Annotated in this window: 6 protein-coding genes; 2 read left to right on the top strand and 4 right to left on the bottom strand. The window is 66.1% G+C overall.

Translation table 11 applies throughout. The features are described from left to right. Window positions 1-121: 121 nt before the first annotated feature. On the bottom strand, window positions 122-3,091 hold the full coding sequence (locus MF610_RS18775; protein ID WP_042491074.1) for a Tn3 family transposase: 2,970 nt from the start codon (window positions 3,089-3,091) through the stop codon (window positions 122-124). 129 nt (window positions 3,092-3,220) lie between these two features. Here MF610_RS18775 and MF610_RS18770 point away from each other — a divergent pair, with 129 nt between their 5' ends. Beyond that, window positions 3,221-3,847 carry a recombinase family protein gene (locus tag MF610_RS18770; RefSeq protein ID WP_082052512.1) on the top strand — a complete coding sequence of 209 codons (627 nt, stop codon included), beginning with the start codon at window positions 3,221-3,223 and terminating at the stop codon, window positions 3,845-3,847. A 23-nt stretch (window positions 3,848-3,870) separates the two neighbouring features. Here the strand turns inward: MF610_RS18770 and MF610_RS18765 are convergent, their stop codons facing one another. From MF610_RS18765 to MF610_RS18755, 3 genes are read right to left on the bottom strand one after another with little or no spacing between them, the layout of a single operon-like run. Then, on the bottom strand, window positions 3,871-4,650 hold the full coding sequence (locus MF610_RS18765; RefSeq protein WP_042469177.1) for a sulfite exporter TauE/SafE family protein: 780 nt from the start codon (window positions 4,648-4,650) through the stop codon (window positions 3,871-3,873). A gap of 7 nt (window positions 4,651-4,657) precedes the next feature. Beyond that, window positions 4,658-5,176 (bottom strand): rhodanese family protein, encoded by a 519-nt coding sequence (locus MF610_RS18760; RefSeq protein WP_042469176.1) that lies wholly within the window; start codon window positions 5,174-5,176, stop codon window positions 4,658-4,660. A 4-nt stretch (window positions 5,177-5,180) separates the two neighbouring features. Beyond that, complete coding sequence (locus tag MF610_RS18755; protein ID WP_042469298.1) at window positions 5,181-5,498, bottom strand: ArsR/SmtB family transcription factor; 318 nt, start codon at window positions 5,496-5,498, stop codon at window positions 5,181-5,183. A gap of 68 nt (window positions 5,499-5,566) precedes the next feature. On the opposite strand from MF610_RS18755, the gene MF610_RS18750 reads away from it, so the two are divergent. Beyond that, on the top strand, window positions 5,567-6,442 hold the full coding sequence (locus tag MF610_RS18750) for an MBL fold metallo-hydrolase (protein WP_061780293.1): 876 nt from the start codon (window positions 5,567-5,569) through the stop codon (window positions 6,440-6,442). Window positions 6,443-6,597 lie beyond the last annotated feature (155 nt).

Below are 6,597 nucleotides of genomic sequence, written 5' to 3'. Positions count from 1 at the left end.
GCCTTGTGCACATCCAGCCCGATATACTTCGCCACATTCGACATGACTCGCCTCCGTTGCTGACTACTCCACCGTCAACATCTCAGATTTGAGCCGCAAAGGCTTCCCGCAGTCATCGGGTCTAAGCGTCCCGGCTTTGCTGGTGGAGGCGCAGCGGCCTGAACCGCTCGCGAGGTTTGTCGATCTCGCCCCAGAGATAGTCGCCGGTGAGGCCGATATGCTCCCAGCCCAGAGGGGCGACGTGGGCGAGCAGCTCGTCGGGCACGTCGACGCCGCTGCCGCGCAGATGACGGACAGCTCGGTCGAGATAGACGGTGTTCCAGAGCGTCATGGCCGCGGTGACGAGGGTCAGGCCGGAGGCGCGATGGCGCTGGTTCTCGAAGGTGCGGTCGCGCAGTTCGCCGAGGCGGTTGAAGAAGATGGCGCGGGCGAGCGCGTTGCGGGCCTCGCCCTTGTTGAGAATGCTGCCGGTGCGACGACGCTGGTCGGGATCATCGAACCAGTCGAGCATGAACAGGGTGCGTTCGATCCGACCTATCTCCCGCAGCGCGCGGGCGACCGAGTTCTGACGCGGGAAGCCCGCCAGCTTGCGGAGCATGACCGAGGCGCTCACCGTGCCGGCGCGGATCGAGGCGGCAAGGCGCAGGGTTTCGTCCCAGTTCTCCTCGATCGCGCGGATCTTGACCGGACCGGCGACGAGCGGGCGCAGCGTCGGCCACGAGTCGAGCGGCGACAGGCTGTAGAGCCGGCGCTCGTTGAGGTCGCGGATGCGGGGCGCGAAGCGGAAGCCGAGCAGATGGCACAGGCCGAAGACATGATCGACCGCGCCGGCGGTATCGGTCGCATGTTCGCGGATGACCAGCTCGCTTTCATGGTCGAGCAGGCCGTCGAGGACATGCGCGGCCTCGCCGGCATTGGCGGCGATGACCTTGGTGTGGAACGGCGTGAAGCGGTCGGTGACGTGGGTGTAGAACAGCACGCCTGGTTCGGTGCCATAGCGGGCGTTGTGATCGGCGCGGGCCTCGCCCTGACCACCGGCACGAAAGAACTGCCCGTCCGACGACGATGTATCGCCCGGTCCCCAGACCGCCGCGAGCGGATGCGCGGTATGGCAATCGACGATCGCCGCCAGCGCCGACAGATAGGTTTCGTCGCGCACATGCCATTCCGCCGTCCAGCGCAGGCGAGACAACGTCAGCCCGCGCGAGCTTTCGGCCATGCGGCCCAGGCCGAGGTTGGTCGCATCGGCGAGGATCGCACCCATCAGCGCGGACTGGTCGGAGGCGGGGGCGCCGCTGCGCGCATGGACGAAACGGTCGGCGAATCCCGACCATGCGGCGACCTCGACCAGCAGATCGGTGATTCGGACGCGCGGCAGCATCGCGTAGAGCCGGGCCTTTAGCGCATCGGCATCGTCGGACGGGGATCGCCGGATCGACGATATGAGCAACTGCCCGCGTTCGATCGTCACATCGACCAGCTCGCCCGCTGCGGCTGCGCGCTCCACCTCCGTCATGCGCCGGGCCAACAGGGTGCGGCGTTCCTCGTACCATTTGGAAAAGTCGGTCGGCACAACCAGGCGCAGATCGCCGCTCGCGCGCATCGCTTCGAAGGCGGGCATGGGCAGCTGATAGTCGTCGAGCGTGCGATAGGCGCGGCTGCCGTCCACCCAGATGCTGCCCGAGCCGAGCCGCTCGCGCAGGTGGGCGATCACTGCGATCTCATAGGCGCGCCGGTCTATCGTCCCTTCCGCCGGCTGCACGACCTTGCGCCAGCGCGGCTTGATGAAGCTGGTCGGCACTCGCTTCGGCAGGACCGATCGACCGTCGCGGTACATCGTGCGCAGCACCTCGATCGCGCCGAGCAGCGGATCAGCCAACCGCGCGGTGCGGAAGGTGAAAGCGGCGAGAAACGTCGGGGCGAAACGCCGCACGGCGGGATAGCGTTCGACCACTTCTTCCAGCCCGTCATCGGCCGAGCGCGTCAGATCCTCGGCAAAGCGGATGCTGCGTTCGAGCTGATCCCAGCCCATCTTCGCGTCGATCGCGCGGAAGGCATCGCGCCCGCTCGCACGAGCATCTACCAGCAGGCGACCGAGCCGGGCATGGAAACGCGCGGTGTCCTTCAGCATCCGTGCCTGGCCGAGCAGCCGATCGGAGCGGGTGCGGTCGGCACGGCGGAACAGCGCGCCCACCATCTTCTCCACCATGACCAGCGCGGCGTCGGTCAACGTCGCTTCCATCTCGATCACGGAAGCTACGAGCATGGCGAGCCGGCGCGGACGTTCGAGACGCCGCAGGTGCTGGGCGGTGACGATGCCGGCGGTCCGCGCAATGACGGCATAGCGAGCAGCATGGATACGTCGTGCTCGATCAGCCGCGATCCCGATGCCGCGCACGGTGTCGAGCCGTTCGACGATTCCCTTCAGGTTCGCGGCCGATGGTGCTTCCGGCCATTCGCGTATCCATCCTAGCCGGGTGCGCCCATCATCGTCGGAGGCGATCATGTGTTCGAGTGCGGCTTCCTGTTCGGTCGAACAGTCGCGGATCAGATTGGAATGGGCCGCCTTGCGCGCCCGTGTCCGCACGATGAGGGCGAGCCGTTCCAGCGTCGATGTCGCCGGCAGTACGATCCGGTCCGCCCGCAAGCGATCGACCATGCCTGTGACGATCGTCTCACCTCTATCAGTCGAAGCGGCAATCTCCGATCCCAGCGCCAGCATCGCCCGTACATCCACCCGCGCGAAGGCGCGCAGACCGAGCAGAGCTTCGATCTCGGCCCGGTGTTCGCGCAATGTCGTGGGGCGCGTGGCATAGCCGGTGAAGTCGTCGGCTACGCACCCGATCTGATCGGCGAGCAGCGCGAGCATGGCGGCGGGCACCGCATCCCCCGTCAGTAGCCTGCGACCGGGATGACGCAGGTAGCAAAGCTGCACCGCATAGCCGAGCCGGTTCGCCCCGCGCCGACGTCGCGCCACCTGTGCCAGATCGTCGGGACCGAGCGTATAGAGCCGTTCGATCGTCGCGCGATCGGCAGGCGGGTCGAAGATCACAGCACGCTGCGCGGGCGACAGGATGGTCTTGGTCGGCATCGGCTTCCTGTTCGTCACGAAACAGGAAAGCGTACCCGTTCATGGAGCATAGACCAGAAGACGGGTTATGTGACATTATCGCGATTGATCGACGGGCAATGCCGCTCCGTCACGTGAACGGACGTATATGTGACAACGCAGATCGGTTACGCGCGGGTGTCCAAGGCGGACGGCAGCCAGGTCCACGACCTGCAGCACGACGCGCTGGTCGCGGCCGGCGTCGATCCCGAGCATATCTATGAGGATGCCGCATCGGGCCGGCTCGACAAGCGACCGGGACTGGACGCCTGCCTGAAGGCGCTGCGCCGCGACGACACGCTGGTCATCTGGAAACTCGATCGGCTCGGCCGCGATTTGCGCCACCTCGTCAATACGGTTGGTGATCTGACGAAGCGTGGCATCGGGTTGAAGGTGCTGGCGGGCGAAGGCGCGTCGATTGACACAACCACCGCCAACGGTCGGCTGATCTTCGCGATTTTCGCCGGCCTCGCCGAGTTCGAGCGAGAACTGATCGTCGAGCGCACGCGCGCCGGTCTGGAGTCCGCTCGGGCACGCGGTCGGCACGGCGGGCGTCCGTTCAAGATGACGCCGGCCAAACTGCGTCTCGCCCAGGCCGCGATGGGCAAACCGGAAACCAAGGTCGCGGAGCTATGCGCCGAACTCGGCGTGACGCGCCAAACACTCTACCGACACGTCACGCCGAAGGGCGAGATCAGGCCCGATGGTGAAAAGCTGTTGGCGCGAGGGCGCCGATAGCAGTCGGCTGAAGCTGCTCAGGTTCAGAGCGACGATGCCGTAACGTAGGTTCCTACCGCAATCACGACGGCGGCAAAGCCACGTTCGAGCAGCCCCTTACGGGTGCCGAGAACCTTGCCCAATGCAATACCGCCGATCGTTCCAGCGACGCCGCCCACGACCAGCATCGCGGTCACGCTCCAGTCGACCAGCCCCGACAGGGCGTAGGACAAGGCGGTGGTCAACCCCAGCGCGCTGACGACGACCAGCGACGTGCCGATCGCGAAGGGCAGCGGCATCGCGGTCGCGAGGATCAGCCCCGGCACGATCAGGAAGCCGCCCCCGATCCCGAAGAAGCCGGCGGCAAGCCCGACGCCCAGCCCGATCGGAACCAAGCGCGGCAGCAGCGTCGAGGCGCTATCGCGGGTCAGTCGCACGTCCGGCGCTTCCGCCGTGCGGCGCTTGCGCAACATCGACAAACCGACGCCAATCATCAGAAGCCCGAACAGGACAAGCAGTCGCTTGCCGTCGAACGCCTTGCCCAACTCCGCCCCCAGCGCCGCGCCGATCATTCCGGAGACGGCGAAGACACTGGCGCACCGCCATTTCACGCGGCCCGCTCGCGCATGGCCGACCAGGCTGGCAAGCGCATTGACGGTGACGGCGACAGCGGCCGTCCCGATCGCAGCGTGCGGTGATCCGACGCCGACAACATAGATCAGGAGTGGCACGGCGAGGATCGACCCGCCTCCGCCGACAAGGCCGAGGATCAGGCCAATCACGCCGCCCGATGCAAGCGCGGCAAGGGTGGCAGCGGTGTCCACGATCGCCTCAGGCTGTCGCGCGCCGGTTCCAGGGCATGACGCGCAGCAGGTTGGCCATGCCGCACCACCCCGTCACGCCCGCGAACATCAGCCCCGCCCCGACGAACGCCGACAGCCCGAAGAAGCCGGGAGCGACGAACGTGCCGAGCAGAACGCCGATCAGCACCAGCCCACCGGCGGTAATCTGCACCTGCCGCATGATTTCCAACGGCTGCGACCGATCGGCGACGGTGGGCTGTCCTGCCTGCCGCCACGCATCGATGCCGCCGCCCAGGATATAGGCCGGCGCGCCACCCGCTGCCGCGCCGAGCTGCGCCGCATTGGCGGCGGTGCGCATCCCGGACTTGCAGTGAAAGACGACCGGACGATCGTCGCGCGGGAGATCGCCGATCCGGTCGAGCGGCACGTTCATCGCGCCGGGAATGCGTTCGCGCGCATGCTCGTCGGCACCGCGAATGTCGATCAGGCGCGCACCGGCATCGATCGCGGCACGGGTATCGTCGGGAGAAAGGGTCGCGAGCGTCATCGCATCAATCCTTGCAGTAGAGCTGGTAGAGAGTGCCGAGCAGCGTTTCGACGCGGGCATCCGCGATGGCGTACCAGAGCGTCTGGCTCTCCCGCCGGTAGGTGACGAGACCCTCGTCGCGCATCCTGGCCAGGTGCTGCGAGCAGGCCGACTGCGACAAGCCGACATCACGGGCCAGATCGCCGACCGTCATCTCGCCATGCTCGACCAGCTTGCACAGCAGCATCAGCCGGCGAGCATTGCCGATCGCCTTCAGCGTGTCGGCGACCTGCCCGGCCTTCGCCTCGAATGTCGCCAGGTCCATCGGCGGTTTGAGCATCATCGCCACTCCATTAGGTGTTGCTTATGTAGCACCAGCTAATATATTAGCAAGCGCTAACGGAGAAAATCATGACTCAGCCCCTCATCGAGGCGTTTTTCGACGAGCCGACCAATACGATTAGCTACCTCGTCGGCGATCCCGCGACACGGACTGCGGCGGTGATCGATCCAGTCCTCGACTTCGACATGGCGAGCGGCGTCGCCGACACGCGCTCGGCCGAGCGGATCGTCGCCTTCGCCCGCGAGCAGGACTGGCGGATCGCGATGGTGCTGGAGACGCACGCTCATGCCGATCATCTGTCGGCCGCACCCTTCATCAAGGCGCATACAGGCGCATGGATCGGGATCGGCGCGCATATCCGCGACGTGCAGAAAATCTTCCGCCCCGTGTTCGCGATGGATGATCTGAAAACGGACGGCTCGGACTTCGACCGCCTGTTCGAGAATGGCGACCAGTTCGCGATCGGGGCGCTGGCGGTCGAGGTGCTGCATGTCCCCGGCCACACCCCGGCCGACGTGACCTATCTGATCGGCGATGCGGCGTTCGTCGGGGATACGCTGTTCATGCCCGACTATGGCACCGCCCGCGCCGACTTCCCGGGCGGGGATGCGCGGACGCTCTATCGCTCGATCCGCCGGCTATTGGCGCTGCCCGACGAGACGCGACTGTTCCTCTGCCACGACTACAAGGCACCGGGTCGCGACGACTATCGCTGGGAGACGACGGTGGGCGAGCAGCGACGGTCGAGCGTCCACGTCCATGACGGTGTGAATGAGGACGACTTCGTCGCCATGCGCGAGCAGCGTGACGCCGGGCTATCCGTGCCCAAGCTCCTGCTGCCCTCGATCCAGGTCAACATCCGCGCGGGCCATTTCGATCAGGCGGAGGCGAACGGTGTCACCTACTTGCGTATTCCGGTAAAATGGAAAGCCGGCCATCCGTGATGTCATACGATCGCTGACACGGCTTTGTGCTTAGACCCGATGACTGCGGGAAGCCTTTGCGGCTCAAATCTGAGATGTTGACGGTGGAGTAGTCAGCAACGGAGGCGAGTCATGTCGAATGTGGCGAAGTATATCGGGCTGGATGTGCACAAGGC

Origin of the sequence: Sphingomonas hankookensis (assembly GCF_022664465.1) — a bacterium.
GTDB lineage: Bacteria > Pseudomonadota > Alphaproteobacteria > Sphingomonadales > Sphingomonadaceae > Sphingomonas > Sphingomonas hankookensis.
This window is presented reverse-complemented; position numbering and strand designations above follow the sequence as displayed.